The sequence below is a fragment of the Salmonella sp. 32070601201500089SM genome, from assembly GCF_017573605.1.
In the GTDB taxonomy this organism is placed as follows: Bacteria; Pseudomonadota; Gammaproteobacteria; order Enterobacterales; family Enterobacteriaceae; genus Salmonella; species Salmonella enterica.
Genome location: NZ_JAGETK010000007.1, coordinates 157,595 through 183,652, shown reverse-complemented (window position 1 = coordinate 183,652; position 26,058 = coordinate 157,595). Strand labels below are relative to the sequence as shown.

The 26,058-nt window shown below is 56.3% G+C and carries 26 protein-coding genes; 12 read left to right on the top strand and 14 right to left on the bottom strand.

Going from position 1 to position 26,058, the window contains the following annotated elements; genetic code table 11:
- Window positions 1-11: 11 nt before the first annotated feature.
- From srlD to gutQ, 4 genes are all read left to right on the top strand, one after another.
- Window positions 12-791, top strand: coding sequence for a sorbitol-6-phosphate dehydrogenase (srlD, locus tag J4728_RS13595; protein ID WP_001077372.1), 780 nt, complete (start codon window positions 12-14; stop codon window positions 789-791).
- Between the two features lie 76 nt (window positions 792-867).
- Window positions 868-1,227, top strand: coding sequence for a transcriptional regulator GutM (gene gutM, locus J4728_RS13590; RefSeq protein ID WP_000255198.1), 360 nt, complete (start codon window positions 868-870; stop codon window positions 1,225-1,227).
- Window positions 1,228-1,424: 197 nt separating this feature from the next.
- Window positions 1,425-2,198, top strand: coding sequence for a glucitol operon DNA-binding transcriptional repressor SrlR (gene srlR / locus J4728_RS13585; protein ID WP_000804536.1), 774 nt, complete (start codon window positions 1,425-1,427; stop codon window positions 2,196-2,198).
- Window positions 2,191-3,156: an arabinose-5-phosphate isomerase GutQ gene (gene gutQ, locus J4728_RS13580; protein ID WP_001278206.1), complete on the top strand. Its 966-nt coding sequence runs from the start codon at window positions 2,191-2,193 to the stop codon at window positions 3,154-3,156. The genes srlR and gutQ overlap by 8 nt, the downstream gene beginning before the upstream one ends.
- On the opposite strand, the gene norR is transcribed toward gutQ, so the two are convergent.
- Window positions 3,153-4,673: a nitric oxide reductase transcriptional regulator NorR gene (gene norR, locus J4728_RS13575; RefSeq protein ID WP_208211893.1), complete on the bottom strand. Its 1,521-nt coding sequence runs from the start codon at window positions 4,671-4,673 to the stop codon at window positions 3,153-3,155. The genes gutQ and norR overlap by 4 nt on opposite strands.
- A gap of 185 nt (window positions 4,674-4,858) precedes the next feature.
- On the opposite strand from norR, the gene norV reads away from it, so the two are divergent.
- Together norV and norW are read left to right on the top strand one after the other, a co-directional pair.
- The gene (gene norV, locus J4728_RS13570) at window positions 4,859-6,298 is read left to right on the top strand and encodes an anaerobic nitric oxide reductase flavorubredoxin (protein ID WP_208211891.1); all 1,440 of its coding nucleotides are present in this window, start codon (window positions 4,859-4,861) and stop codon (window positions 6,296-6,298) included.
- Window positions 6,295-7,428 carry an NADH:flavorubredoxin reductase NorW gene (gene norW, locus J4728_RS13565; protein ID WP_023193282.1) on the top strand — a complete coding sequence of 378 codons (1,134 nt, stop codon included), beginning with the start codon at window positions 6,295-6,297 and terminating at the stop codon, window positions 7,426-7,428. The genes norV and norW overlap by 4 nt, the downstream gene beginning before the upstream one ends.
- Before the next feature lie 96 nt (window positions 7,429-7,524).
- Here norW and hypF read toward each other — a convergent pair whose 3' ends face one another.
- The 12 genes from hypF to hycA form a co-directional block, all read right to left on the bottom strand.
- Complete coding sequence (gene hypF / locus J4728_RS13560) at window positions 7,525-9,765, bottom strand: carbamoyltransferase HypF (protein ID WP_208211889.1); 2,241 nt, start codon at window positions 9,763-9,765, stop codon at window positions 7,525-7,527.
- A gap of 145 nt (window positions 9,766-9,910) precedes the next feature.
- Complete coding sequence (gene hydN, locus J4728_RS13555) at window positions 9,911-10,456, bottom strand: electron transport protein HydN (RefSeq protein WP_001078791.1); 546 nt, start codon at window positions 10,454-10,456, stop codon at window positions 9,911-9,913.
- Window positions 10,457-10,656: 200 nt separating this feature from the next.
- On the bottom strand, window positions 10,657-11,466 hold the full coding sequence (locus J4728_RS13550) for a hypothetical protein (RefSeq protein ID WP_080194054.1): 810 nt from the start codon (window positions 11,464-11,466) through the stop codon (window positions 10,657-10,659).
- Between the two features lie 26 nt (window positions 11,467-11,492).
- Complete coding sequence (gene hycI, locus J4728_RS13545) at window positions 11,493-11,963, bottom strand: hydrogenase maturation peptidase HycI (RefSeq protein ID WP_023203976.1); 471 nt, start codon at window positions 11,961-11,963, stop codon at window positions 11,493-11,495.
- The gene (locus J4728_RS13540) at window positions 11,956-12,366 is read right to left on the bottom strand and encodes a formate hydrogenlyase maturation HycH family protein (protein WP_000003725.1); all 411 of its coding nucleotides are present in this window, start codon (window positions 12,364-12,366) and stop codon (window positions 11,956-11,958) included. Before J4728_RS13540 ends, hycI begins: the two co-directional genes overlap by 8 nt.
- The gene (gene hycG, locus J4728_RS13535; protein WP_000067419.1) at window positions 12,363-13,130 is read right to left on the bottom strand and encodes a formate hydrogenlyase subunit HycG; all 768 of its coding nucleotides are present in this window, start codon (window positions 13,128-13,130) and stop codon (window positions 12,363-12,365) included. The genes J4728_RS13540 and hycG overlap by 4 nt, the downstream gene beginning before the upstream one ends.
- Window positions 13,130-13,672: a formate hydrogenlyase subunit HycF gene (hycF, locus tag J4728_RS13530; RefSeq protein WP_000493767.1), complete on the bottom strand. Its 543-nt coding sequence runs from the start codon at window positions 13,670-13,672 to the stop codon at window positions 13,130-13,132. The genes hycG and hycF overlap by 1 nt, the downstream gene beginning before the upstream one ends.
- 9 nt (window positions 13,673-13,681) lie before the next feature.
- Entirely contained in the window at window positions 13,682-15,391 is a 1,710-nt protein-coding gene (hycE, locus tag J4728_RS13525) for a formate hydrogenlyase subunit HycE (RefSeq protein ID WP_001288155.1), read from the bottom strand.
- Window positions 15,392-15,408: 17 nt separating this feature from the next.
- Window positions 15,409-16,332: a respiratory chain complex I subunit 1 family protein gene (locus J4728_RS13520; protein ID WP_000110570.1), complete on the bottom strand. Its 924-nt coding sequence runs from the start codon at window positions 16,330-16,332 to the stop codon at window positions 15,409-15,411.
- A gap of 2 nt (window positions 16,333-16,334) precedes the next feature.
- The gene (gene hycC / locus J4728_RS13515) at window positions 16,335-18,161 is read right to left on the bottom strand and encodes a formate hydrogenlyase subunit 3 (RefSeq protein WP_208211887.1); all 1,827 of its coding nucleotides are present in this window, start codon (window positions 18,159-18,161) and stop codon (window positions 16,335-16,337) included.
- Complete coding sequence (gene hycB / locus J4728_RS13510) at window positions 18,161-18,769, bottom strand: formate hydrogenlyase subunit HycB (protein WP_001079162.1); 609 nt, start codon at window positions 18,767-18,769, stop codon at window positions 18,161-18,163. The genes hycC and hycB overlap by 1 nt, the downstream gene beginning before the upstream one ends.
- 145 nt (window positions 18,770-18,914) lie before the next feature.
- Window positions 18,915-19,376, bottom strand: coding sequence for a formate hydrogenlyase regulator HycA (gene hycA / locus J4728_RS13505; RefSeq protein WP_000158074.1), 462 nt, complete (start codon window positions 19,374-19,376; stop codon window positions 18,915-18,917).
- 209 nt (window positions 19,377-19,585) lie between these two features.
- Between hycA and hypA the strand changes: the two genes are divergently transcribed.
- The 6 genes from hypA (at window position 19,586) to flhA (ending at window position 25,571) form a co-directional block, all read left to right on the top strand.
- A complete protein-coding gene (hypA, locus tag J4728_RS13500; protein ID WP_000544461.1) occupies window positions 19,586-19,942 on the top strand; it encodes a hydrogenase maturation nickel metallochaperone HypA in 357 nt (118 codons plus the stop codon).
- 68 nt (window positions 19,943-20,010) lie between these two features.
- Window positions 20,011-20,883, top strand: coding sequence for a hydrogenase nickel incorporation protein HypB (hypB, locus tag J4728_RS13495; RefSeq protein WP_000337636.1), 873 nt, complete (start codon window positions 20,011-20,013; stop codon window positions 20,881-20,883).
- On the top strand, window positions 20,874-21,146 hold the full coding sequence (hypC, locus tag J4728_RS13490; RefSeq protein WP_109254235.1) for a hydrogenase 3 maturation protein HypC: 273 nt from the start codon (window positions 20,874-20,876) through the stop codon (window positions 21,144-21,146). The genes hypB and hypC overlap by 10 nt, the downstream gene beginning before the upstream one ends.
- Entirely contained in the window at window positions 21,146-22,267 is a 1,122-nt protein-coding gene (gene hypD / locus J4728_RS13485; protein ID WP_001212958.1) for a hydrogenase formation protein HypD, read from the top strand. Before hypC ends, hypD begins: the two co-directional genes overlap by 1 nt.
- Window positions 22,264-23,274: a hydrogenase expression/formation protein HypE gene (gene hypE, locus J4728_RS13480; protein WP_001059954.1), complete on the top strand. Its 1,011-nt coding sequence runs from the start codon at window positions 22,264-22,266 to the stop codon at window positions 23,272-23,274. The genes hypD and hypE overlap by 4 nt, the downstream gene beginning before the upstream one ends.
- 218 nt (window positions 23,275-23,492) lie before the next feature.
- Window positions 23,493-25,571 (top strand): formate hydrogenlyase transcriptional activator FlhA, encoded by a 2,079-nt coding sequence (flhA, locus tag J4728_RS13475; protein WP_208211885.1) that lies wholly within the window; start codon window positions 23,493-23,495, stop codon window positions 25,569-25,571.
- A gap of 61 nt (window positions 25,572-25,632) precedes the next feature.
- On the opposite strand, the gene J4728_RS13470 is transcribed toward flhA, so the two are convergent.
- Complete coding sequence (locus J4728_RS13470; protein ID WP_064013247.1) at window positions 25,633-25,977, bottom strand: nitrous oxide-stimulated promoter family protein; 345 nt, start codon at window positions 25,975-25,977, stop codon at window positions 25,633-25,635.
- Between the last annotated feature and the right edge of the window lie 81 nt (window positions 25,978-26,058).

The following is a 26,058-nucleotide window of genomic DNA, read 5'->3' as shown; positions in this document are numbered from 1 at the left end:
GGAGAAAAAACATGAATCAAGTTGCCGTTGTCATTGGCGGAGGCCAGACCCTGGGGGCATTCCTTTGCCGTGGGCTTGCAGAAGAAGGATACCGCGTGGCGGTCGTTGATATTCAAAGCGATAAAGCCGCGAATGTCGCCCAGGAAATTAACGCCGATTTTGGCGAAGGTATGGCGTACGGTTTTGGCGCCGACGCCACCAGCGAGCAGAGCGTGCTGGCGCTTTCCCGCGGCGTAGACGAGATTTTCGGGCGCGTCGATCTGCTGGTTTACAGCGCGGGTATCGCCAAAGCGGCGTTTATCAGCGATTTCCAGTTGGGCGATTTTGACCGCTCGCTACAGGTGAATCTGGTGGGCTATTTCCTCTGCGCCCGTGAGTTTTCCCGCCTGATGATCCGCGACGGCATTCAGGGGCGCATTATTCAGATTAACTCTAAATCCGGCAAAGTGGGCAGTAAACACAACTCCGGCTACAGCGCGGCGAAATTCGGCGGCGTGGGGTTAACCCAGTCTCTGGCGCTGGATCTGGCGGAATACGGCATTACCGTACACTCGTTGATGCTCGGCAACCTGTTGAAATCGCCGATGTTCCAGTCACTGCTGCCGCAATACGCCACTAAACTGGGCATTAAGCCCGACGAGGTGGAGCAGTATTACATTGATAAGGTACCGCTCAAACGCGGGTGTGATTATCAGGATGTGCTGAACATGCTGCTATTTTATGCCAGCCCGAAAGCGTCTTATTGCACCGGGCAGTCGATCAACGTAACCGGCGGTCAAGTGATGTTCTGACCGTGAATTGCCGGATGGCGCCGTAAGCCGGATAAGACGGTTACGCCGCCATCCGGCAAAACAACAGGAGCACATTATGGTTTCCACTCTGATTACCGTCGCCGTTATCGCCTGGTGTGCGCAACTGGCGCTGGGCGGCTGGCAGATTTCCCGCTTTAATCGGGCCTTCGATAAACTTAGCCAACAGGGGCGGGTCGGCGTCGGGCGCTCCGGCGGGCGTTTTAAGCCCCGGGTGGTGGTTGCCGTGGCGCTGGACGAACAGCAGCGGGTGACGGACACTTTATTGATGAAAGGCCTTACGGTATTCGCCAGACCGGTTAAAATTGCCGCAATGCAAGGAAAACATTTGCATGAATTACAGCCTGATGTGATCTTTCCCCATGATTCGCTCGCGCAGAATGCACTATCATTGGCGCTTAAACTGAAACATGGGTAATTTCGTTGTGAATGCGTATAGCTTGCGAAATTATCATTTTGCAACCAATACCCTAAATAATTCGAGTTGCAGGAAGGCGGCGACGCAGTGAATCCCAGGAGCGTACATCAGTACGTGACCGGGGTGAGCGAGGAAAGCCAACGCACATGCAGCGTGAAGTATGACGGGTAAATACATAAGTCAGGGTAATCACGCCTATGAAACCTCGTCAGCGTCAGGCCGCGATTCTGGAGCACCTGCAAAAACAGGGAAAATGCTCGGTTGAAGAACTGGCCCAGTACTTTGACACGACAGGCACCACTATCCGTAAAGATCTGGTCATTCTGGAAAATGCCGGAACCGTCATCCGCACCTATGGCGGCGTGGTGTTGAATAAAGAAGAGTCCGATCCGCCTATTGATCACAAAACGCTTATCAACACCCACAAAAAAGCGCTGATAGCCGCAGCCGCTGTGAAATATATCCATGATGGCGATTCCATTATTCTGGACGCCGGAAGTACCGTGTTACAGATGGTGCCGTTGCTTTCGCGTTTTAGCAACATCACGGTGATGACCAACAGCCTCCATATTGTCAACGCGCTATCGGAACTGGACAACGAACAAACTATCCTGATGCCCGGCGGCACCTTCCGTAAAAAATCGGCGTCGTTTCACGGTCAACTGGCGGAAAACGCCTTTGAGCAATTCAGCTTTGATAAACTTTTCATGGGAACTGACGGTATTGACCTGAACGTCGGTGTGACCACGTTCAATGAGGTTTACACCGTCAGTAACGCAATGTGCAATGCAGCACGCGAGGTGATTCTGATGGCGGACTCCTCAAAATTTGGTCGTAAAAGCCCCAATGTGGTGTGCAGTCTGGAAACCGTCGACAAACTGATCACGGACGCGGGGATCGATCCGGCATTTCGTCAGGCGCTGGAAGCAAAAGGGATTGAAGTAATCATAACCGGAGAAAGCAATGAGTGATGCACTACTAAACGCGGGCCGTCAGACCTTAATGCTGGAGCTACAGGAAGCCAGCCGTCTGCCGGAGCGTCTGGGCGATGATTTTGTCCGCGCCGCCAATATCATTATTCACTGTGAAGGCAAAGTGATCGTTTCCGGCATTGGCAAGTCAGGTCATATTGGTAAAAAAATCGCCGCGACGCTTGCCAGTACCGGTACTCCCGCTTTTTTTGTTCATCCGGCGGAAGCACTGCATGGCGATCTGGGGATGATTGAAAGCCGCGACGTGATGTTATTTATCTCCTATTCCGGCGGCGCAAAAGAACTCGACCTCATCATCCCGCGTCTGGAAGATAAATCCGTCGCGCTGCTGGCGATGACCGGTAAACCTCACTCTCCGCTGGGGCGAGCGGCAAAAGCCGTTCTGGATATTTCCGTCGAGCGTGAAGCCTGTCCGATGCATCTGGCGCCGACATCCAGTACCGTCAATACGCTGATGATGGGCGATGCGCTGGCGATGGCGGTCATGCAGGCGCGCGGTTTTAACGAAGAAGATTTCGCCCGTTCGCATCCGGCTGGCGCACTGGGCGCGCGTTTGCTCAATAATGTGCATCACCTGATGCGCCAGGGCGATGCAATACCGCAGGTGATGCTCGCCACCAGCGTGATGGATGCCATGCTGGAACTTAGCCGTACCGGGCTGGGGCTGGTGGCGGTTTGCGATGAGCAACATGTTGTGAAAGGCGTCTTTACCGACGGCGACCTGCGTCGCTGGCTGGTAGGCGGCGGCGCGCTCACCACGCCAGTAAGCGAAGCCATGACGCCCAACGGTATTACGCTCCAGGCGCAAAGCCGCGCCATTGACGCCAAAGAGCTCCTGATGAAACGCAAAATTACCGCCGCGCCAGTGGTCGATGAAAACGGCAAACTCACCGGCGCCATTAACCTGCAGGATTTCTACCAGGCGGGGATTATCTAATCCTTCAGTCCCAGACGCTTCGCCAGCCGATGCAGGTTGGCGACGTCGGTTTCCAGCGCCCGCGCACTGGCCGCCCAGTTGTGATTATTTTGCGCCAGCGCCTGGCGAATCATCTCTCGCTGGAAGTTCTCCGTCGATTCGCGCAAATTGCGGCAGGCCGGCAGCGCCAGAAAGCTTTCCGCAGACGGCGCGGGTAAAACGTCCTCTGACAAGGCAAAATGCTGCTCCTCCAGTACCACCTCATCCCCTGCCCGGGTCGCTCTCGCCAGTACAACCGCACGGTGAATGGCATGTTCCAGCTCCCGGACGTTGCCCGGCCAGCCATAGTTGAGCAAATGGCGGCGCGCGCCGGGACTCAGCACCACGCGGGACAGCCCCAGCCGCAGTCGGTACTGCTCGCAAAAATAGCCCGCCAGCAGCACCACATCATCGCCGCGCTCGCGCAGCGGCGGCACAAAGAGCGGGAAAACGCTCAGGCGATGGAACAGATCGGCGCGAAAACGCCCCGCCAGCACCTCTTCACGCAGGTCACGGTTGGTCGCCGCCAACACCCGCACATCCACGCGCAGGCTACGATCGTCGCCGACGCGCTGAATATCGCCATACTGCAACACGCGAAGTAGCTTGGCCTGTAGCGCCAGCGACAGTTCGCCAATCTCATCCAGAAACAGCGTACCGTTGTCGGCCATTTCGAACTTTCCGCTACGGTGGCTGATGGCGCCGGTAAATGCGCCTTTTACATGGCCAAACAACTCGCTCTCCGCCACGCTTTCCGGCAGCGCGGCGCAGTTGAGATAGACCAGCGGATTGACCGCTCTGGGGGAGCCCTGGTGAATAGCTTTCGCCACCAGCTCTTTACCGGTCCCCGTTTCACCGCCGATCAGCACGTTAAGATCGGAGCCCGCCACAATCTCGATCTCTTTTTTCAACTGCGTCATCGCCGGCGACAGACCGATCATGTGCGTCTCTTTTATCGGTTCAAACACGCCTGACGACCCCGGCAGCATGTTCTGGCTTTCCAGTTGTTCAATTAACAGCGCATTACTCAATGCCCCAGCGGCCAGCGCGGCGACAAGCCGTAGCTCTTCATCGCTAAATACCTCGAACTGCTCCGGCGTCATAGCATCAAGGGTCAGCGCACCGATGAGGTTCTGTCCGGCAAACAGCGGCAGACCAACACAGGCGTGGACTTTCAGGCTTTCCTGTCCGGGAATTAACCCGTCATACGGATCGGGTAAATCGCTATCAGCCGGAAAACGCACCACGTCCCCCGCGCGGGCGATGGCTTCCAGGCGCGGATGCCCTTCCAGGGTAAAACGTCTGCCGAGGACGTCCTGCGCCAGGCCATCAATCGCCAGTGGAATAAATTGTCGTGATTCATAACGCAACAGCGCCGAGGCGTCGCACGCCAGCACCTGACGCAGCGTAGTAATCAGCCGCTGAAAACGATCCTGATGCCCAATGCCGCGTTGTAACTCAATGGCGATGCCCGCCAATACCTCCACGGAAAAACTCATGGTTACCTCATTGTCATTTTGACAACCTATAGTGTCATATTGACAGCATCATTTATAGTCTTTTTGACTACACCAAAAATAAAAAACCAATATAACTTAATACAAATCAATAAGATGAAAAGTTGGCATACTAGCTGCAATAAGCAAAACAACTTTTTGTAAACGTTGAATGAATTGAGGTGGTTATGTCTATTCTGGTTAAAAATAATATTCATTGGGTCGGCCAGCGCGACTGGGAAGTTCGTGATTTTCACGGAACCGAATACAAAACGCTGCGCGGCAGCAGCTATAACAGCTATCTCATTCGTGAAGAAAAGAATGTGCTGATCGATACCGTCGATCATAAGTTTAGCCGTGAGTTTGTGCAAAACCTGCGCAGTGAAATCGACCTCGCGGATATCGACTACATCATCATTAACCATGCCGAAGAAGACCATGCAGGCGCGCTGACCGAACTGATGGCGCAGATCCCGGACGCGCCTATCTACTGTACCGCCAACGCCATTGATTCTATCAACGGCCATCACCATCACCCGGAATGGAATTTTAAGGTGGTGAAAACCGGCGATACGCTGGATGTCGGCAACGGCAAGCAGTTGATCTTCGTGGAAACGCCGATGCTGCACTGGCCGGACAGCATGATGACCTATATGACCGGCGACGCGGTGTTATTCAGCAACGACGCCTTTGGTCAGCACTATTGCGACGAGCGCCTGTTCAATGATGAAGTGGACCAAACCGAACTGTTTGAACAATGCCAGCGCTACTACGCCAATATCCTGACGCCGTTCAGCCGTCTGGTAACGCCAAAAATTACCGAAATCCTCGGCTTCAACCTGCCGGTGGATATGATTGCCACCTCACACGGCGTGGTATGGCGCGACAACCCAACGCAAATCGTGGAACTGTATCTGAAATGGGCGGCAGATTATCAGGAAGATCGTATCACTATTTTCTACGATACCATGTCGAACAATACTCGCATGATGGCGGATGCCATCGCGCAGGGTATCAACGAAGTGGACCCCAACGTGGCGGTCAAAATCTTTAACGTCGCCCGCAGCGATAAAAATGAAATATTGACCAACGTCTTCCGTTCGAAAGGCGTGCTGGTCGGCACTTCTACCATGAACAACGTGATGATGCCGAAAATCGCTGGTCTGGTGGAAGAGATGACCGGCCTGCGCTTTCGCAACAAACGCGCCAGCGCCTTCGGTTCTCATGGCTGGAGCGGCGGCGCGGTGGATCGACTGTCCACGCGCTTACAGGATGCCGGTTTTGAAATGTCCCTGAGTCTGAAAGCGAAATGGCGTCCGGATCTGGATGCGCTGGAGTTGTGCCGTCAGCATGGTCGCGACATCGCCCGTCAGTGGGCGCTTGCTCCGCTGCCGGAAACCACACAGCAAATCGCGCCAGCCGAAGAAATCACAACCTGCGCCGCCGCAGACCTCGGCCCTAAAATGCAATGCAGCGTATGCCAGTGGATTTACGACCCTGCGCTGGGCGAGCCGTTGCAGGATGTCGCGCCGGGTACGCCGTGGAACGACGTGCCGGATAACTTCCTGTGCCCGGAATGTTCATTAGGTAAAGACGTGTTCGACGTACTGGCGACGGAGGCAAAATGAGTCGGGGAATCATCATTATTGGGTCGGGCTTCGCCGCCCGCCAGCTCGTCAAAAATATCCGTAAACAAGATGCGCATGTGCCGTTAACCCTGATTGCGGCGGACAGCATGGATGAGTACAACAAGCCCGATCTCAGCCACGTTATCAGCCAGTCGCAGCGCGCCGATGATCTCACCCGTCAGTTAGCGGGGGAATTTGCTGAACAGTTTAATCTGCGACTGTTCCCGCATACCTGGGTTGCTGACATTGATGCCGATGCCCATGTGGTGAAAAGTCAGGATAAGCAGTGGCAGTACGACAAGCTGGTACTGGCGACCGGGGCGGCAGCCTTTGTGCCGCCGATTGCAGGACGTGAGTTAATGCTTACTTTGAATAGCCAGCAGGAGTACCGCGCCTGTGAGACACAACTGCGCGACGCGCAGCGAGTGCTGATTGTCGGCGGCGGTCTCATTGGCAGTGAATTAGCGATGGATTTCTGCCGCGCCGGGAAAACGGTAACGCTGATGGATAACGCCGCCAGCCTTCTCGCCTCACTGATGCCACCGGAAGTGAGCAGTCGCTTACAGCATCACCTGACCGATATGGGGGTGCATCTGCTGCTGAAATCGCAGTTGCAAAAACTGGAGAAAACCGAAGCCGGTATCCGCGCTACGCTGGTAAGCCAGCATAGTATTGAGGTCGATGCGGTGATTGCCGCCACCGGCTTACGCCCGGAAACCGCTCTGGCGCGCCGCGCCGGGGTAGTCGTCAACCGCGGCGTCTGCGTGGATAGCTATCTACAGACCAGTCACCCGGATATTTATGCGATCGGCGACTGCGCGGAGATCAACGGTCAGGTGCTGCCCTTCCTGCAACCAATCCAGTTAAGCGCGATGTACCTGGCGAAAAATCTGCTTGGCGGCAACGCGCCGCTGAAGCTACCGGCGATGCTGGTCAAAGTCAAAACGCCGGAACTGCCGCTGCATCTGGCGGGAGAAACTCAGCGCCGCGATTTGAGCTGGCATATTACCGCAGAATCTGACGGTATGATTGCCAAAGGCATGAGTGGAGAAGGCCAACTACGCGCCTTTGTGGTGAGTGAAGACCGCATGAAAGAGGCCTTTGCACTGCTAAAAACGTTGTCGGTATAAGCCTGTGATGCCGGATGGCGCCGCTTCGCGTCTTATCCGGCCTACGAGTGAGCATCTGTTTACAGGCCGGATAAGGCGCAGCCGCCATCCGGCGCCCTACACTTCACTTAACGCTCGCGCTGCGGCAATCACGCCCTGTCCAAACGACAGCCCGCCGTCGCCCGCTGGTAACCGCTGCGGAAATAACAATTTAAAATCAGAAAGATAAAAGGCAAGACGCGCGCGAAGTAAGCGGTTGTGTATCACCCCGCCGCTGAAGACCAGAGTGGTTATCCCCCGCGCCGTAGCCTGCTGGCGCATTAGCGTGGCAAACCCGCACGCCAGCGCATCATGAAAAGCCCAGGCGCGTTGCGCGGGCGTGGCCTGCCAGTTCAACCATTGCCGCCAGAAAACAGCGACGTCCAGTTGAGCGCCGTTAAGCGGCATCGTTACCGGATGCTCAACGTTAGCGCATTGAGAGGCCAGCGCCTCCAGCGCGCAGGCGGCCTCGCCCTCATAGCTAAGCGATGCTGGCGCGCAGCGAAGCGCGGCAGCCACCGCGTCAAACAACCGCCCGCAGGAAGACGCCAATGGGGCATTGACGCCGCGCTCAATGGCGCGCGCCAGGACATTCCAGTTTTGCTGTTGCAGCCCCGCTGTCTCCGGATAATCCTGCCAGTCCGGCACAAAGCGCAGGCACTGCGCCAACAGATTACGCCACGGATGTTTGGCAGCCAGATCGCCTCCCGGCAGCGCCACGGCGGGTAAACCGCCTAAATGTTCGCACTCGCGATAATTGACCCGCAAACATTCTCCGCCCCATAGCGCGCCATTCTCACCCATGCCGATACCGTCTACCGTCAGGGCAATCACCTCTCCACCGTCCAGCGGCCAACCATGCTCGGCCAGGCAAGCCGCCGCATGGGCATGATGGTGTAACACCGTCTCTGTCGGTAGACGCATCTCACTGGCCCACTGACTGGAAACATAGCCCGGATGCGCATCACAGACGATACGCTCTGGGATAAAATCGTAGATTGACTGGATCAAACGCAATGCCTCGCGCCACTGCGCCTGGATACCGTCATCGCTGAGATCGCCTAAATGCTGGCTGACAACTGCCTGTTCGCCGCGTACCAGACAGAACGTGTTTTTCAGATCCGCGCCCAGACAAAGTATCGGCGGCACATCGCGAAATCCGGGCGGCAACGCAATCGCGTCCGGCACGTATCCCCGCGAACGACGCAGCATTTCGCCGCTGTCGCGCACGACAGAGTCGTCCATGCGCTGTACAATGTCGCGATTGTGCAACAGAAAACCATCGGCAATATCGTGTAAATCGTCCAGCGCCTGTTCGTTGGTGATGGCGGGCGGTTTGCCGCTCAGGTTGCCGGATGTCATCACCAGCGGGTAATTGAGCTCCTGCAACAAGAGGTGTTGCAATGGGTTGGCTGGCAGCATCACACCCACCTCCGTAAGTCCTGGCGCGATGCCCTCACTCAGCGAAGGTACATACTGCTTATCCACCAGCACAATCGGGGCCGCTGGCGTGGTCAGCAGCGAACGCGCCGCGCTCGGCAGCGTTTGCGCCGTGGGCAACATCACCGCCAATGGTTTCGCCGGGCGATGTTTACGCGCCCGCAGCATCGCCACTGCGTTATCGTTGCGCGCATCGCAGGCCAGATGAAAACCACCCAGCCCTTTAACGGCAATAATGCCTCCGGCGTTCAGTTGGGCGACCGCCGCCTGCAAAGCCGCCTCTTTTTCCGCTCGTTCATGTTGGCTCCGCCACTCAAGATGCGGCCCGCATGACGGACAGGCAACGGGCTGGGCATGAAAACGGCGATCGTACGGATCGCGGTATTCGCTGTCGCATTCCGGACACAAGGGAAACGCCGCCATCACCGTAAATGGCCGGTCATAGGGCATAGCACGAATAATGGTGAAGCGTGGTCCACAGTGGGTGCAATTGATGAAAGGATAACGGTAGCGCCGCTCGCCTGGGGTATTCATCTCGGCAAGACATGCCGGGCAGGTCGCCGCATCCGGCACGATTTGCGTGTTCATCGAACCGCCTGCGCTCTGACGAATAGCGAAATCCGTCGGCGCGCGCTCCCATACCAACGACGCGTGTTCAACGCTGTCAATGCGCGCCAGCGGCGGGCAATCCTGATAGAGCGCGGCAATAAATTGCGACGGTTCTTCCAGCAGCCGAACGACGACGCCGTCGCCGTCATTACACACGTCGCCGTGTAATCGCAACTGCTGCGCCAGCTGCCAGACAAAAGGACGAAAACCGACGCCCTGTACTTTGCCCCGAATGCGTAGCTGTACGCCGGAAGGTGTGTCTATCGCCATCTTATTTTCCCGCCATCATCGAACCCGGATGCCTGATGGCGCGACGCTTATCAGGCCTACAACCGCACGGACCGTAGACCGGATAAGGCATTGATGCCGCCATCCGGCAATGCTTTGTGGCGTATTCTACGCGCAATCGCAGAAATCAGAAAAGCAGCGATGCCGTTGAATCCAGCGCCGCACGACGGCGTTTTTCCGCGCTCAACTGTTCAAGCTTATTGCGGTCAACGCAGATGAGGGCGTGCGTTGGGCAAGCGGCCATACAGGCCGGACCGGCTTCACGGTGGTGACACAGATCGCACTTGTTGGCTTCGGCTTTTTCGGCACGCACGTTCAGCCCCGCGCCGCTATTGCGAACCACCGGACGTACCACCACTTCCATGGCACCGTAAGGACATGCCACTACGCAAGTTTTACAGCCAATGCAGCGCTCCTGCATCACATGAACAAAGCCTTTGTCACGGCTGATGGCGCCATTCGGGCAAACGTTGGCGCACGGCGCGTCTTCACACTGGCGACACAGCGTTGCCGTGGAAACATTCACGCCTTTGATGACATGGATACGAGGTAAAAAGGTTTCAGGGGTCAGCGATGCGCAATCCTGATTTTCCTGATGGGATACGACGCAAGCCACTTCACAGGTACGGCAACCAATGCACTTACTCGCGTCTGCAATGATGAAACGGTTCATCAAATTCTCCAGCAATAACAGATGATGTGCCGATATATACACGAATCGTGCCAATTTTTATTTCATTGTTATTTAAGAATATTATTTCTATTTTCGTGAGCATTTACGTGTCATCGTCACAAGTGTCGATGACACGTAATGTCGCCAGTGGTGGTCAAGATTTGCAGTGATAGCTAGCCAACTCTGCACCGCAACTGGCATCAATCCTGATTAACGCCTGGCAATACGTTACCGCGTATTAAACAGCGCTGCGTAAGGGAAAGATCGTCCGTTTGCGGATTCCTTCCGGCAATAGGTTTGATAATTAATTTACGGCCAGGATAGTGATTAAAACGGGTCAGCGCCGGATAACTCAACCGGCCAAACCAGCCGTGTACGCGCTGCCAGCGGGCGTCCTTCACCTGATATAAATTGGTTATCCAGTAGCCTGAGTCAAACTGCATATCCAACAGTTGCGTGCGACCATTGCCCTGTAAATCAAGCAAATCATCGACGCCAGTATCGGTGGCGGTATAAAACCCCCACGGTTCAAAGACGCAGGGGCGGCCATTCTTGAGAAAGGTGAAAATGATGTATTGCGCGCTCGGCGCCAGGCCCAACCCAGGATTGCCCAACCAGATAACCAGGTCCTGAATGCCGTTACGATCGAGGTCAGCGCGATAAAATTGCGCATTACCCGCCAAATTAATCAGCCTTCCCACCGGGACAACCCACGAATTACCGGCTCTGTCTTTTCCGCTAATCCGCCATTCGTTATCTTTTTTCGGCTCCGGCAGTAGCGTCACGCCACTGACTCCGACCTGGCGAAAATGCCAGGTCTGGTCGGGCGATACAGAATAAGGCAGGGTCAACAGCGGCTTCAGCGCACGCTTTTGCGCATATTCACCGTCGCTCATCGGCAGGTAACCGACAAAACCGGTGGCCAGTGCGCGCGCGGCGAGGCAGAGAAATAGCAGTCCGCTCCATACGATAATCTTCACGTCCTTCTTACAACCTTTGCCGTGTAACACAAATTCTCCCTAAATATGTGCGCATTTTACGCCTCCGGCGCTTCCAGCGCGGCAAATCCGCCGTTTCCCAGCCAGCCTTCCAGGCGCTGATAGACGATGTTTACCGCGTCCTTAATCGGTTGAGTCATCGGATAATAAAACCCGACGATATCCGGCTGGATACCAACAAAAATCACCTCGCCGACATCCTCTTTCAGCTGATCGATAAGGTAGTTGAGCGGCATATTGTGGGTGGTCATCATAAACATTTCGGCGATATCATCCGGATCGATAATGCGGATCTCGCCCGGATTAAGTCCCATGTCGGTGGCGTCGACAATCAACAGACGCTGCGGGCGCAGTTCGCGAATCGCCACAATGTCGTTTTCCGGCGCGCTGCCGCCATCAATCACCACCCAATTCCCCTTCGGCTGCGCCGCGCACATTTCCGCCAGTAATGGGCCTGCGCCGTCGTCGCCCATCATGCTGTTGCCGACACAGAGTAAAACGTCAGTCACGAAGCCTCCTCACCATCAGGTAGATGGCGCTTTCCTGATGAATGTCATGCAGCATACTGAGCATCAGTTTGCTCCATTCTTGCTGCTGCGGGGTCTGCGCGGCGCGCGCCTCATCAAACGCGCGCGCCAGCATTTGCACATGGTTGAAATCGATAACGATCTCGCCATACTTCGGCACGCCTTCCATTTTACGCCGGGCATCGCTACCGGCTTCCAAGGTGGCGATCCACGCCAGATACTCATCCCATGGGCAGGTGAGCGCGGCCTCCAGACAATCGATAACCCCCAAGTGGTGACCAATCGCCAGGCTGTAATAGACAACCTGCTGCGCCTCGGCAGGCGTCGCATCGTTCTCATCAATAAACTTACGGCTCAGTTGACTGAACACCACCTGTTCGCTCATCGGATACGCGCCTCTTCAACAACATGATTGAGATGGGTGACAATTTCGGTTAAACGCGGATCGTTTTCCGCTTCCAGCCAACGCGCCACTTGCTGCTCGCCCTGCCCCAACTGTGTCAGGTAATCATCGGCGATCTGACGACCATAGCGATAACCCGCCAGCCGGCGCGCCGCGCGATCCACCTTCACGCGCAGCGGCTGCACCATATCCGGATGCAGGATCTCTGCGGGCTGATCGTCCAGCTCACCCGGCGCGCGGGCGTGGATTTTCTGCTCCAGCAGGCCAAGCGCCATCGCAAAGCCATACAGCGTCGCCGCAGGCGTTGGCGGGCAGCCTGGAATATACACATCCACCGGGACGATTTTGTCGGTACCGCCCCAGACGCAGTACAGATCATGGAAGATGCCGCCGCTGTTGCCGCAGGCGCCGTAAGAGATACAGATTTTCGGGTCCGGTGCCGACTGCCAGGCGCGCAGCGCCGGAGAGCGCATGGCGCGGGTCACCGCGCCGGTAAACAGCAGAATATCGGCATGACGCGGCGACGGTACTACTTTGATGCCGAAACGCTCGGCATCAAACAACGGCGAAAGCGTCGCAAAGATTTCGATTTCACAGCCGTTACAGCCGCCGCAGTCCACGCGGTAAACGTATGCCGAACGCTTAATATTTTTCAGTAAAGACGCCTTCATGCTGGCGATGGATTCATCCACCGTCATCGGTACCGGAATGCCGTTGGCGTCACGCGGGCCTAATAAATTGCTCATTAGCTGACCTCTTTCATATGGCGAGTCAGTTCAATACGATCGGACGGCACCAGGCATTTCTGACGCTTACAGTCCGGGCAGGTCTCAAAGCTTTCGCGGTGGTTTTCCGCGCGGCTGTCGCCGTTGTGCGCAAGCAGCGCAATGGCGTAGTCGATCTCTTTCTGTACCGCGAAAGGACGATTACACACGCGACAGTTGCACAGCGCGAAGCGGGACTGTTGCAGGAAATCTTCTTTCTTCCACACTGCCAGTTCGTACTCTTGCGACAGCTTGATCGCCGCCGTCGGGCAAACCTCTTCGCAGCGACCGCAGAAAATGCAGCGGCCAAGATTGAACTGCCACGCCAGCTCATTGGTCGCAAGATCGGTTTCCACCGTCAGCGCGTTCGACGGGCAGGCATTAACGCAGGCGGCGCAACCGATGCACTGCTGCGGATTATGTTCCGGCTTGCCGCGGAAGTTTTTATCAACCGCAATCGGCTCCAGCGGATAAGACGAGGTCGCCGTGCCGGTTTTGATAACTTTTTTGATAAAGGTAAACATGGCGATTCCTTATTTCAGCGGCGAGTTTTTACGCTCAATGCTGTAGCGCTCAAGTTCTTTGTACGGCACGACTTTGCTCTTCTTCTTACGCACATCGACCACGGTCATCCGGTCGGTACAGGAGTAGCACGGGTCGAGGCTGCCGATGATCAGCGGCGCATCAGAAACGGTGTTGCCGCGCAGCATATAGCGCAGCGTTGGCCAGTTGGCGTAGGTCGCCGCACGGCAGCGCCAGCGGTACAGCTTCTGGTTGTCGCCAGTCATGCTCCAGTGGATATCGTCACCACGCGGCGCTTCAGCGAAGCCGAGCGCAAAACGGTGCGGAATATAGGTAAAGCCTTCCACCATCAGCGGGCCGCCCGGCAGATTATCCAGACCGAAATCGATCATATTCAGCGAGGTGTAGACTTCGTTGATACGGACTTTCAGACGAGAAATCACGTCACAACCCTGCTCGCTATGTACTTCCATCGGCAGCAGACCGTAGCCGACAAACGGGTGGTCGGCGCGGGTGTCGCGGGCGTGACCGCTGGCACGCACCATCGGGCCGACATTACTGAAGTCGCGGGCAATTTCCGGGTCCAGACGGCCGATACCCACGGTACGCTGTTCCATATTCGGCGTGCTCAGCAGCATGTCCACCAGCTCCTGCACGTCACGACGCATCTGCTGCGCCAGTTGACGGGTCTGGATCATGTCCTCTTTGAGCAGATCGCGGCGAATCCCGCCGATCAGGTTCAGTCCGTAAGTTTTGCGCGCGCCGGTAAGGATCTCTGCCATTTTCATGGAGGTTTCACGCACGCGGAAGAACTGCATAAAGCCGGAGTCAAAACCGGTAAAGTGGCAGGCGAGGCCTAGGTTCAGCAGGTGCGAGTGCAGACGCTCCACTTCCAGCAGAATGGCGCGGATCATCTGCGCACGCTCCGGCACCTGAATGCCCATCGCGTTTTCCACGGAAGTGGTGTAGGCAGTGCTGTGCGCGAAGCCGCAGATACCACACACGCGATCCGACAGGAAGGTGACTTCGTTATAACCCATGCGGGTTTCCGCCAGTTTTTCCATACCACGGTGGACGTAGAACAGGCGGTAGTCGGCGTCGATAATGTTTTCGCCATCGACGAACAGACGGAAGTGGCCCGGTTCATCGGAGGTGACATGCAGCGGGCCAATCGGCACCACGTTATTTTTCTTGTCACCCAGCTCGTTAATGAACTCGTAGGTTTCCGCATCGGTGGTCGGCGCCGGGCGCTGACGATAATCCATACTGTCTTTACGCAGCGGATAGAGTTCATCCGGCCAGTCGTCCGGCAGCACCAGACGGCGCTCGTCCGGCAGACCGACCGGGATTAAACCGTACATGTCGCGTACTTCGCGCTCACCCCACACGGCAGCCGGCACGCGCGGCGTAACGGATGGGAATTCCAGCTTATTGGCATCCACTTCAACGCGAACGGTAATCCAGCACTTCGTGCCCTGCTCCATCGACAGCACGTAATAAACGGCATAGTGGCCGCACAACTGGCGTTCGTCATTACCGAACAGCACCGACAACCACCCACCCTGCTGGTAGTAAAGAAACTCCACCACTTCCGGCAGATAGTTCACTTTTACCGTAATAGTCAGCTGATCTTTGGTCTGCCAGGCTTCGTCCAGCACGACGCCCGGAAACGCCTGGTGCAGCGCCGCAAGGTATTGTTGACCTAATTTTTCTTCAGACATGCTCAAACTCTCTTAAATCACGCCGCCAGCAAGGAGACGAAGGCTAAAAACGCAAACCCAAAACCGGCCCAGGTCACGCGTGAAGTGGCGCAAAAACGCAGTCGCGCCATGCTGTTTTCAAACAGGGCGATCACCAGTACGCCGACAATCAGCTTGACGACGGCAATCACCAGCGCCAGCAACAGTCCGCCTGCGCTGAAGGTTTCCATCTGTCCCCACGGCAAAAACACGCCGACGAACATTTGCAGCACCACCAGTTGCTTAAGGCTGATGCCCCATTTCAGCACCGCAAAGCCGCTACCGCTGTATTCGGTCAACGGCCCTTCCTGCAACTCCTGCTCCGCTTCCGCCAGGTCGAACGGCAGCTTGCCCATTTCGATAAAGGTGGCGAAGGCGCAGGCGCACAGCGCCAGAATCAGCGGAATACTACGCGCGACAGGCCAGTGATAAATGGTATCGGCGATATTGCTGATATGAGTTGAACCCGCCACCTGCGCGGCGACCCACAGACCCAGCAGCAGAATCGGCTCCACCAGCACGCCGAGCATCGCTTCACGGCTGGCGCCGATCGCGGTGAACGGGCTGCCGGTATCCAGGCCTGCAATAGAGAAGAAGAAGCGCGCGATGGCGAACAGGTAAATCAGGGTGATTAAATCACCCAGTTGCGGCAACGGAGATCCAACGGTGACAACCGGCAGCGCGGTGGCGATAGTCAGCATCACGCCGACCATCACAAACGGCGTCAGGCGAAAAACCCAGCTGGAATCCGCAGGCGCAATACTCTGACGACCGAGCAGTTTGATAATGTCGCGGTACTCCTGCAACACGCCCGGCCCACGGCGATTGTGTAGACGGGCGCGCGCCACGCGAGTAATACCGGACAGCAATGGCGCAACGGCAAATAGCACCAGCGCCTGAATTAACGGATAAAACACACTCATTTTCAGGCTCCTCGTGAAACCACAATCACCACCAGCACCGCCAGCTCAATCAGCGCCAGACGACGGAACAGCACCGCGGCCGCCGCGTTCTGCCAGCCCGGCACCAGCGATACCGGGTTCAGCCATTTACGCAATTTGAGTACCGGGGCAAAGGCCTCTTTCACCGGCATGGCGAAACCGTGCGCGGTAATCACCATCGACTGCTCATGGTCGTAGCCGCACACCCAGGCCGCGCCGCGAGAACGCGACGGCAGACGGTTGCCTTTGAATATCGCCATAATGATGAACGGCAGTAGCGGACAGGCGACCAACAGCAGCGTGATCATCGGCTGCGATACGGTGGTGTGCGCGGTTTCCAGCAGCAACGGTACCGCAGTGGAAATCATCGGCAGTAGCCACGGCGCGGCAACCCCACCAATCACGCAGCAGATAGCCAGCGCAACCACGCTGACGCCCATCAGGATCGGCGCGCAGCTGGCGTTTTCAGCTTCCTTCGTGCGCGGCGCGCCAAGGAACGTCACGCCGTAAACTTTCGCCATACACATCACCGCCAACGCGCCGGTAATCGCCAGGCCAACCGCCAGCAGCGGTCCTAACAGACGACCAACAAACGCGCCGCTGTTGCCCAGTTTGAAGAAGGACTGGTAAATCACCCACTCGCCGGCAAAGCCGTTCAGCGGCGGCAACGCAGCCATCGCCATCAGACCGACCAGCATGGCGATAGAAATAACCGGCATCCGTTTACCAATACCGCCCAGTTTTTCGATATCGCGATGACCGGTACGGAACCAGATGCTGCCCGCGCCCAGAAACAGCACGCTTTTGAACAGGCTATGGTTCAGCAGGTGATAGAGCCCGCCGGTCAGACCCAGCGCGATCAGTACCGGCTGATTGAGAGCAATCCCGGTAACGCCTGCGCCCAGACCGAGCAAAATGATGCCGATATTTTCCAGCGTGTGATAGGCCAGCAGGCGCTGAATGTTATGCTCCATCAGCGCGTACAAACCACCGACAAAGGCGGTGATCATCCCAAGCACCAACAGCGCCACGCCCCACCACAGCGGCGCATTGCCGCCAAGCAGAGATAGCGTGAGAATGCCCAGCAGCCCGATTTTCATCACCACGGTCGAGAACAGCGCGGCGGCGGGAGCGCTGGCGTTGGCGTGCGCCTGCGGCACCCAACCGTGTAGCGGGATAATCCCGGCCAGCAGACCAAAGCCGATAACACCGAGCAGCCAGATATCGGAGCCCAGCGGCAGTTGCTGAGCGCGTTGATCCAGCAGCCCCAGATCCAGCGTGCCGTAGCGCTGCCACACCAGCCAGCAGGCGATTGCCAGCAGCAGCGTACCGAGACGGCCCAGCGCAAACCACAGTTTGCCCTCTTTGCTACCGCCGGTAAGGAACACGGCGCAGAGCGCCATGATTTCCGCCATCACCACCATCGTCCCCAGGTTACTGGCGACCACAGCGCAGACGGCTGCCGCCATCAGCAGGTTGATCAACAGTCCGTTGGCTTTTACCTGTGGATGGCGATGCCAGTCGATATTGAACAGGCTGACGAACAGACCGCACAGCCCCAGTGTAATCAGCCAGATAGCATTCAGCGGCGTAATTTGCAGCATGTGGCCGGTAAACGGCATCACGCCGCTCACCGTAACGGCGCTGGTCAGTGCGATGAACCCCGCGCCAGCCGTATACAGGCTGCCGACCGCGCCGCCGATACCGGCAATCCAGCCGCTCAGCGCTTTATGAAACGAAAACAGAAACGCCAGAACGGCGGCGGCGGCAAACCACGCGACGCCGCTAGTAATCAGTGAAAGTGAACTCATTATGCATCCCCACTCTGAGCCTGCTGAAACAAGGAGAGATCGCCAAAATCGGTATTAAACGTCAGCTCACGTTTACGTTTGCTGGCGCGGGCGATATCCGTGTTATCCACCAGGTGTAGCGCTTTAGTCGGGCACATCCGCACACAGGCCGGGCCTTGCTCGTCAAAGCTGCACAGGTCGCATTTCACCGCGATAGCGCGTACGCCCGGCACCCAGTCGAGCAACGTACTGACGCGCGCAGGCGCTGGCGGCGCGGGCGGCGCTTTCGGCGTATTGGCGTTCGCCGGAATATGCAGCGGACGGCTGCCGGAAAACTCAATAGCGCCAAACGGACAGGCAATACCACACAGTTTGCAGCTCACGCACAGGCTTTCATTAAGCTGGACAGCGCCGTCAACGCGATTAATCGCGTTAACCGGGCATACCGTGGCGCATGGCGCATCTTCACAGTGGTGACAAAGCTGCGGCGCAGATTCTTTTTCATTCAGCATCACTTTCAGGCGCGGCATTGACTGCAGGCCATGCTGGCGATGCGTCTCTGAACAGGCGGCCTCACAGGTGTGGCAGCCGATACAGAGAGTGGAGTCAGCAATTACAAAACGATTCACCAGGCATTCCTCAGGTGATTGTCATTTTTGACGAAAACATGCCGTTGAAATGTCATTTTCGACACTTATCGACACGCCCATCCCCAAAACATTCATGACATGGCGCAACGCCACATCGCGAATCAAAGCGGGCAACGCCTCAGGCTTATACCGCCGGGCTGTGTCCCTTTACCAATTGACGCAAATTAACCGGCGAGTTGGTTTCTACAGCGGTATAGAGGCTGTCGTAAACGCTGGCGATTTTTTCCAGATAGTGCTCCAGCACCTGCTCGCGATCGCGGTTGTTAACCCGTTCATCAACCTTGCCGTCGATATCGAGCTGCGCCTGTGCAATCAATTGTTTATCTTCGCCATCTTTGGTTTCAACGTAGTACTCAATGGTGTGGCTGTTAAAACCATCCGCCAACGCGACGTAAATACGAAAGTGCTCAAACAGGACAAAGCAAAGATCCCTTTCCGGCGCGCAGCTCATTGCGTGATGCAGGCGCGCTTTCGAGAGGGTGATCCCCTGAACCAGCGAGTTGCAGTAAATATGCCACTGGTCCTGTAGGCGACGATGCCGTTGCGCGATGTAATCGGCCTTTTCGCTTATTTCCCAAATAGTCATGTCAGGTTACCCGTTTAACAGAGATGCCTGCGTTAAGCATTTTCCATGCCAATTTTTAACTTATTGTTTTTAATGGCAGACGAGCACAGTCACTGCCGTTTCGACGCGGTGACGACATGTCATTTCGTCATCGTCGACATTAACCTGCCAGGGGATAAAAATATTGGCATAAATATTGCTTTACAGGGGCAACCACTACGGGAGGCGATATGCACGAAATCACCCTCTGCCAACGGGCACTGGAATTGATTGAACAACAGGCTTCAGCATACGGTGCAAAACGTGTGACAGCCGTCTGGATCAAAATTGGCGCATTTTCTTGCGTGGAAACCAGCGCTCTTTCCTTTTGTTTTGATCTGGTATGCCGCGGCACGATAGCAGAAGGTTGTAAACTGCACCTCGAAGAACAGGAAGCCGAATGCTGGTGTGAGCATTGTCAACAATATGTCACGTTGTTAACCCACCGTGTACGTCGTTGTCCGCAATGTCATAGCGATACGCTGCGAATTGTGGCCGATGACGGCTTACAAATTCGGCGCATAGAGATTGATGAAACTGAAGATTAATGCCGGATAGACGCTCGCGTCGCCATCCGGCAGAAAGCCTGTAACAAGAAAAAGATCAGGAGTAAGCGATGTGTACGACTTGCGGTTGCGCTGAAGGCAACCTTTATATAGAAGGCGATGAACATAATCCGCACTCAGCGTTTCGTAGCGCGCCCTTTGCCCCAGCGGCTCGCCCGGCGCTGAATATTACCGGCATTAAAACGCCTGACTTTGCCCCAAGTCAGACCGCAGAAGGCGATCTGCATTACGGCCACGGCGAAGCCGGAACCCACGCGCCTGGTATGAGTCAGCGGCGGATGCTGGAGGTTGAAATCGACGTGCTGGACAAAAATAATCGTCTGGCTGAGCGCAACCGCGCCCGTTTCGCCGCCCGCCAGCAACTGGTGCTCAACCTGGTGTCCAGCCCCGGGTCCGGTAAAACCACCCTGCTGACTGAAACGCTAATGAAATTGAAAGACCGTGTACCGTGCGCGGTGATTGAAGGCGACCAGCAGACAGTGAACGACGCCGCCCGCATCCGCGCTACCGGCACGCCCGCCATTCAGGTCAACACCGGTAAAGGCTGCCATCTTGACGCGCAAATGATCGCCGACGCCGCGCCGCGCCTGCCGCTGGATGACCACGGTATTCTGTTTATCGAAAACGTCGGTAATCTCGTCTGCCCGGCCAGCTTCGATCTGGGCGAAAAGCATAAAGTCGCAGTGCTTTCCGTGACCGAAGGTGAAGATAAGCCGCTGAAGTATCCCCATATGTTTGCCGCTGCGTCGCTCATGCTGCTCAATAAAGTCGATCTGCTGCCCTACCTCAATTTTGACGTTGAGAAGTGCATCGCCAGCGCGCGTGAAGTGAACCCGGAGATTGAAATTATCCTGATTTCCGCCACCAGCGGCGAAGGCATGGATCAGTGGCTGGCCTGGCTGGAGGCGCAGCGATGTGCATAGGCGTTCCGGGTCAAATCCGCGCCATTGACGGCAATCAGGCAAAAGTTGACGTCTGCGGCATTCAGCGCGACGTCGATCTCACATTAGTCGGCAGTTGTGATGAAAACGGTCAGCCGCGTCTGGGTCAGTGGGTGCTGGTTCATGTCGGATTCGCCATGAGCGTCATTAACGAAGCGGAAGCGCGCGACACGCTCGACGCGCTACAAAATATGTTTGATGTTGAGCCGGACGTCGGCGCACTGCTGTATGGTGAGGGGAGATAATGCGTTTTGTTGACGAGTACCGTGCGCCGGAACAGGTAATGCAGCTCATTGAACACCTGCGTGAACGCGCCGCCCTTCTTCCTTACACTGCCGAACGTCCGTTGCGCATTATGGAAGTCTGCGGGGGTCATACCCACGCGATTTTTAAATTTGGTCTCGATCAGTTACTGCCCGAAAACGTGGAGTTTATTCACGGCCCCGGTTGTCCGGTCTGCGTGCTGCCGATGGGACGCATCGACAGTTGCGTGGAAATCGCCAGCCATCCGGAGGTGATTTTCTGCACCTTTGGCGATGCCATGCGCGTGCCGGGGAAACAGGGTTCGCTGTTGCAGGCTAAAGCGCGCGGCGCGGATGTCCGTATTGTTTATTCTCCGATGGACGCGCTGAAACTGGCGCAGGATAACCCGACCCGCAAAGTGGTATTTTTCGGGCTGGGCTTTGAAACCACCATGCCGACTACCGCCATCACGCTACAGCAGGCAAAACAGCGTGACGTGCGAAACTTCTACTTTTTCTGCCAGCACATTACGCTGATCCCGACGCTGCGTAGCCTACTGGAGCAGCCGGACAACGGCATTGACGCCTTTCTTGCGCCAGGCCACGTCAGCATGGTCATCGGCACCGAGGCGTACCAGTTTATCGCCGCCGATTTTCATCGCCCGCTGGTGGTGGCTGGATTCGAACCGCTTGATCTACTGCAAGGCGTGGTCATGCTGGTTGAGCAGAAAATAGCGGCCCTAAGCCAGGTTGAAAATCAATACCGTCGCGTGGTGCCGGATGCCGGAAACATGCTGGCGCAGCAGGCCATTGCCGATGTGTTCTGCGTTAATGGCGATAGCGAGTGGCGCGGTCTGGGCGTGATTGAATCCTCCGGCGTCCACCTGACGCCGGAGTATCAGCGCTTTGACGCCGAAGCGCATTTCCGCCCAGCGCCGCAGCAGGTCTATGACGATCCGCGCGCCCGCTGCGGCGAAGTGCTGACCGGCAGATGCAAGCCGCATCAGTGCCCGCTATTTGGTAAAACATGTAATCCAGAGACCGCGTTCGGCGCGCTGATGGTCTCTTCCGAAGGCGCATGCGCCGCCTGGTATCAGTATCGTCAGCAGGAGTGTGAAGTTTGAACAATATACAACTCGCCCACGGCAGCGGCGGCCAGGCTATGCAACAGTTGATTAATAGCCTGTTTATGGAGGCCTTTGCCAACCCGTGGCTGGCGGAACAAGAAGATCAGGCGCGTCTGGAGCTGGCGCAGCTGACGGCGGAGGGCGACCGTCTGGCGTTTTCTACCGATAGCTATGTGATCGATCCGCTCTTTTTCCCCGGCGGCAATATCGGCAAACTGGCGATTTGCGGTACGGCGAACGACGTTGCGGTGAGCGGCGCGATCCCCCGCTATCTCTCCTGCGGCTTTATCCTTGAAGAAGGGCTGCCGATGGAGACGTTAAAAAGCGTGGTCAATAGCATGGCGGCGACCGCGCGGGAAGCGGATATCGCCATTGTAACCGGCGACACCAAAGTTGTGCAGCGCGGCGCGGCGGATAAATTATTTATCAACACTGCCGGCATGGGGGCGATTCCCGCCGATATTCGCTGGGGCGCGCAAACGCTGAGCGTTGGCGATGTGCTGTTAGTCAGCGGTACGCTTGGCGATCACGGTGCCACTATCCTCAACCTGCGTGAGCAACTGGGACTGGATGGCGAGCTGGCGAGCGACTGCGCAGTATTAACGCCGCTTATTCAGACGCTGCGTCATATTGACGGAGTGAAGGCATTGCGTGACGCCACGCGCGGCGGCGTGAATGCGGTCGCCCATGAGTTTGCAACGTCCTGCGGTTACGGTATTGAATTGTCCGAATCCGCACTGCCGCTCAAACCTGCCGTGCGCGGCGTCTGCGAGCTGTTGGGGCTGGATGCCCTGAACTTTGCCAACGAAGGAAAACTGGTGATTGCCGTTGAACGGCAGGCCGCAGATCGGGCGTTGGCGGCATTACGCGCGCATCCGCTGGGACGTGATGCAGCGCTGATTGGCGAAGTCGTGGAACGCAAAGGCGTTCGCTTAGCCGGACTCTATGGCGTGAAGCGAACCCTTGATTTGCCACACGCCGAACCATTACCTCGTATATGCTAGCAGCCTGTTGGCAGCATACTGTAGGCCGGATAAGACGCATTTGCGTCGACATCCGGCATTAACGCTGCATGAACGCCTGATGGCGCTTTGCTTATCAGGCCTACGGAGTGTGTGACCAGCGAGTTTGCGGTCAGCCATCCGGCAATAACTTACGACTTATACCTATAATTCATTTACCGTTTTCGCACCGTTTTGCGGTATTTTCCTGGAAAAGCAACATGTCGTATACACCCATGAGCGATCTTGGACAGCAAGGCTTGTTCGATATCACTCGTACCTTATTGCAGCAGCCCGATTTGGCGTCGCTCAGTGAAGCGCTTTCGCAACTAGTAAAGCGTTCAGCGCTCGCCGACAGCGCCGGCATTGTGCTATGGCAGGCGCAGTCGCAACGCGCACAATATTATGCGACGCGAGAAAATGGCCGTCCTGTTGAATATGAAGATGAAACCGTACTGGCGCACGGCCCGGTACGTCGCATCCTTTCTCGCCCCGATGCATTGCACTGTAATTTCCATGAGTTTACCGAAACCTGGCCGCAGCTTGCCGCGAGCGGCCTCTACCCTGAATTTGGTCATTACTGTCTGCTTCCTTTAGCCGCGGAGGGCCGTATTTTCGGCGGCTGCGAATTCATCCGTCAGGAAGATCGCCCCTGGAGTGAAAAGGAATATGACCGTCTGCATACGTTTACCCAAATTGTCGGCGTGGTCGCCGAGCAAATTCAAAACCGGGTAAACAATAATGTCGATTATGATCTATTGTGCCGCGAACGCGATAACTTCCGTATTCTGGTTGCGATTACCAACGCCGTCCTGTCGCGTCTGGATATTGATGAGCTGGTAAGCGAAGTCGCAAAAGAGATCCACCACTATTTCAATATCGACGCAATCAGCATCGTGTTGCGCAGCCATCGCAAAAATAAGCTGAATATCTACTCCACCCACTACCTTGATGAGCATCATCCGGCGCACGAACAGAGCGAAGTCGACGAAGCCGGCACGCTCACGGAGCGCGTCTTTAAAAGTAAAGAGATGCTGCTTATCAACCTCAACGAACGCGATCCGCTTGCCCCCTACGAACGCATGCTGTTCGATACCTGGGGCAATCAGATCCAGACGCTTTGCCTGCTGCCGTTGATGTCCGGCAAGACGATGCTTGGCGTGCTCAAACTGGCCCAGTGCGAAGAAAAAGTGTTTACCACTGCCAACCTCAAGCTGCTGCATCAGATTGCCGAACGGGTAGCCATTGCCGTGGATAATGCGCTGGCCTATCAGGAAATCCACCGACTGAAGGAACGCCTGGTCGACGAAAACCTGGCGCTCACAGAGCAGCTTAATAACGTCGACAGCGAGTTTGGCGAGATCATCGGACGCAGCGAAGCGATGTACAACGTGCTAAAGCAGGTTGAGATGGTGGCGCAAAGCGACAGTACCGTGCTAATTCTGGGCGAAACGGGAACCGGTAAAGAGTTGATTGCCCGCGCCATTCACAACCTGAGCGGACGTAGCGGGCGCAGGATGGTAAAGATGAACTGCGCCGCGATGCCGGCGGGGCTGCTGGAAAGCGATTTGTTTGGTCATGAGCGCGGCGCGTTTACCGGCGCCAGCGCGCAGCGGATTGGCCGTTTCGAGCTGGCGGATAAAAGCTCGCTGTTTCTGGATGAAGTGGGCGACATGCCGCTGGAGCTACAGCCTAAGCTGCTGCGCGTCCTTCAGGAGCAAGAGTTTGAACGTCTCGGCAGCAATAAACTGATCCAGACCGACGTGCGGCTGATCGCCGCGACTAACCGCGATCTGAAAAAAATGGTCGCCGATCGCGAATTCCGTAACGATCTCTACTATCGGCTGAATGTTTTTCCGATCCAACTTCCTCCGTTACGCGAACGTCCGGAAGATATTCCACTACTGGTCAAAGCGTTCACTTTCAAAATCGCCCGCCGAATGGGGCGTAATATCGACAGCATTCCCGCCGAAACGCTGCGCACGCTCAGCAGCATGGAATGGCCGGGGAACGTTCGCGAGCTGGAGAATGTCGTCGAGCGCGCCGTGCTGCTGACGCGCGGCAATGTGCTACAACTGTCGCTGCCGGATATTACCGCCGTAACGCCCGATACCTCGCCTGTTGCGACTGAAAGCGCCAAAGAAGGCGAAGATGAATATCAGCTTATTATACGCGTGCTGAAAGAGACCAATGGCGTAGTGGCTGGACCAAAAGGCGCGGCGCAGCGTCTGGGGCTTAAACGAACCACCCTGCTGTCGCGTATGAAGCGATTGGGTATTGATAAAGACGCGTTAGCGTAACGGGTTGCCGGATCTGATCCGGCCTGGAGATGATGCGCGCCGTAGGCCTGGCGCTTCCCCTTCACTTCTTGCGCTGATATTTTTCCGGCAATTCCGGAACGGGGCGCTTATCGTCGATAAGGTGCCGCACGGTCAGGATAGGATGCCGCCAAAGCATTCGCGGACCTGCCCAACGCATAATCTGCTTCATCTCCTCGCGTTTAGCCGGCTGATAGCAGTGCACCGGGCACTGCTTACAGGCGGGTTTTTCCTCGCCAAATACGCATTTATCAAGACGTTTTTGCGCGTAGGCGAACAGCGCCTCGTAATGCCCCTGCACCGCTGACGCCTGTGGGCACTGGCTTTCATACAGCGCGATCATTTTTTTGATCGTCAGTTTTTCACGAGCGATACGTTTACCAGGCATCGTGCTCTCTCCGAACATTAAGGTGTATTTATTTTACACCTTATCCCTCTTTAGCACTATCACTGCATATCGTCGCCATTT